Consider the following 3,001-nt stretch of genomic DNA (forward strand, 5'->3'; position numbering starts at 1 on the left):
CGCACCATGCCGTCGCCCGCTTCGTAGCCTTTCTCTTCGTAGAGCTCTTTGATGAACTGCGCCTGCAAAATGGCCACGCCGCCCACGGCGTTCTCGCTCAGCCAGCCATTGAGCTGGTTCATGTAGTACGCGCGGTTACCCAGTTGCGACACCGGGTCGATGTAAGCGCGCTCACGCAGCATCTGCGCTTCCTGAGCCTGCGCTTTGAAGTATTTCTCCACCTGCGCCGACATGCTGTTGATGCCCTCGACCACGGCGGTCAAATCGCGCGTGTCGGGCAGCGGCAGCGGCTCGCCGAACTGGTTACGGGCAATCTGCGCCATCTTCTGCACTATCATCTGCAGCGGCTTGAGCGCGTGGCGCACGATAAGCGCAATCGCCATCAGGCCAACCAGCGTAATCGAGCCGAACGCCAGACACAGACGGATAAGCGCCTGCCACAGCTGCGCGTACGCCTCACCCGGGTGACTGACGATTTCCACTTCCGCCAGTTGCAGCCAGCCGCTGGTCACCACACGGCGGTCGTGGATGGGCTCAAACAGGTTGAGGTTGGTGAACCACTGCGGCACCTGACTCGGCTTGATGGGGTAGGCGCGCACAATCTCCGCGTCGTCGTCCAGAAACCGCAGGCGCACCACCGAATAGGTGCTGCCGTCAAACAGCGCGTTGATGACCGACTCGGCCGCCACGGTGTCCTTGTTCTCCAGATACGGCGCCAGCGCCAGCCCCACCGTGTTGATGGTGTTGCTCACCTCTGAGCGCTGTTGCTGCTCTAAGTTGTTGCGGGTGGTCTTAAATTCGATGATGAATACGCAAATCATCAACAGAATCAGTACCGTGACCATGCCGGCGACCAGTTGTTTGTATAGTGTCATCTTACCTACTCATCGTAATTGACCAACGGTTTATTCAGGTTCAGCGAGCGCTCGCGTGAACGTAAGTCATTCCACAGGCTGAGCCGTGAAGCGTTGCCCGCGAGCTCGCCGTTTTTGGATTTCATCAACCACAGATGCTGACCGTTAAAGCTGTAGATAGGCAGCAGGTCCCGACGCTGCGACGCCGGTTTGATTTGCGGGTTGATGTTGTCCAGGATTAACGGCTGGGCGCTCGGGGTGTCGTAGTAGGCCAGCACCATGTGAAACTGATTCAGCTCAATGGCTTTGACGTACACCAGACGCAGCTTCTTGTCCGAGACCCCAAGCTCCAGCAGTGAAAAATATTTGGCGATGGTGAAGTCTTCACAGTCGCCGGCGTTGCTGCCGAGAAACTCCAGCGGCGTTGCCCAGTAATCGGTTTTGCCCCACAGCACATCGTCGTTGACGAAATAGAGCTGGTTGAAGAAGCGGTTGACCTCGGTGAGCTGCTCACGCTCCGGCAGCGAGCGATAACGCGCCATCTCGCTGCGCCAGGTGGCGACCCGTTTGCCCGCACGCGGTCCGTAGGTGGCGCTCACCGCATCCACCCACTGCTGCTCCTGGGTATTGAGGGCCCCGGCGAGCGACGACACCGTCAGCACGGCCAGCAATATCAGCCCGCGCTTTACGCTATGTCGGGTCACGTCCGGTCATCCGTCTCATGAGGTTGCCGCTTCTCCATCATTCCCGCAGCGCGTTGTCTTTGGCGCTGAGGATGGGCTTAAGTAAGTAGTCCAGCACGGTCCGTTTGCCGGTGATGATGTCCACCGAGGCGGTCATGCCGGGAATAATCGGCAGGCTCGCATCGTGGCCGAGGGACGTCGCTTGGGTGCGCACCCGCACCAGATAAAAACTGTTGCCGTCCTCATCTTGTGAGGTGTCGGCGCTGATGTGCTCCAGCGTGCCTTCCAGCCCGCCGTATTTGGTGAAATCGTACGCGCTGAATTTGACAATCGCCGGCAGGTCAGGGCGCAGAAAGGCGATGTCCTGCGGCGCAATTTGCGCTTCCACCAACAAGGTATCTTCGGTCGGCACGATTTCCACGATGTCCATCCCCGGCTGAATCACGCCGCCGACGGTGTTGACGTACAGGGTTTTGATGGTGCCGGTCACCGGCGAGACCACCACGGTGCGGTTGACCCGGTCTTCCAGTCCCACGGTGGATTCGGTCATCGCAGAGAGCTTGTCCTGAGTCTGATTGAGCGCATCCTGCTGCTGGGAGCGGAACTTGAGCGCCGCATCAATGCGGCTCAGCATCGATTCGCGCAGCGCGGATTTCAGCACCGGCACTTTGAGCTCACTGGAGGTGAGGTCGCGGCGGGTGTCGTTGACCTGACGCTGCAGCTTGAGCAGCTCAATGCGCGGCACCACGCCTTCATCCGCCAGCGGCTTGGTGATTTCCAGCTCCTTGTTGGCGTAGCTGTAGCTCTGGCGCAGGTTCACCACCCGGGCCTGAATCTCCACCAAATCCTGCTGCTTCTGCTTCACCTGTTGGGAAATCACCGACAGCTGGTTGCGCAGGTTATCCAAATCCTGACGGTACTGCGCGCGCTGACGCTCCACCAGGTCCGGCTGCGACTCAACCAGCGCAGGCGGAAACGCCAGCTTGGTGTAATCGATGCGCACGCTCTTTTCCCACTCGGCTTCGGTGAACTCTTCATTGACCACCACACTGGCAATCGAGGCCGAGAGCTGCAACACACTGGCGGTCAGGTTGGCCACCTGCTGCTCACGCTCGCGGTAATCAGAGCGAAAGCGGGTGTCGTCAATCAGCAGCAGCTGTTGCCCTTTTTTCACCTGCTCCCCCTCGCGCACCAGAATCTGTTTCACCAGCCCGCCTTCGAGGTTCTGCACCACCTGAATCTGCGATGAGGGCACCACTTTGCCCTGACCGACGGTCACCTTGTCGATTTGAGCCCACGAAGCCCACGCGCCCGCCAGGATAAAAAACAGCACCATCACCCACAACATAATGCGGGCACTGCTCGGGGTGTTGAGCAGCAGCGCGGCGGTCTGGTCGTCGACAAATTCAAGTTCGCCGGGCGAGAGCTGGTGATAACTGCGTTGACTCATGGTGCGATCCTGCG

3 protein-coding genes are annotated in these 3,001 nt (G+C 59.5%); all 3 read right to left on the reverse strand.

Annotation, left to right across the window (positions count from 1 at the left end; all coding sequences use genetic code 11):
- Positions 1–875, reverse strand: an 875-nt coding sequence (locus JIG40_RS18070; protein ID WP_280514086.1) for a LapD/MoxY N-terminal periplasmic domain-containing protein, incomplete at its 3' end; no start/stop codon positions are given.
- A gap of 5 nt (positions 876–880) precedes the next feature.
- Positions 881–1,558: a transglutaminase-like cysteine peptidase gene (locus tag JIG40_RS18075; RefSeq protein WP_020332744.1), complete on the reverse strand. Its 678-nt coding sequence runs from the start codon at positions 1,556–1,558 to the stop codon at positions 881–883.
- Between the two features lie 37 nt (positions 1,559–1,595).
- Positions 1,596–2,987: an HlyD family type I secretion periplasmic adaptor subunit gene (locus JIG40_RS18080; RefSeq protein ID WP_024373715.1), complete on the reverse strand. Its 1,392-nt coding sequence runs from the start codon at positions 2,985–2,987 to the stop codon at positions 1,596–1,598.
- Positions 2,988–3,001: the final 14 nt, after the last annotated feature.

The organism is Vibrio sp. bablab_jr001 (genome assembly GCF_016464285.1).
Lineage (GTDB): Bacteria > Pseudomonadota > Gammaproteobacteria > Enterobacterales > Vibrionaceae > Vibrio > Vibrio fluvialis.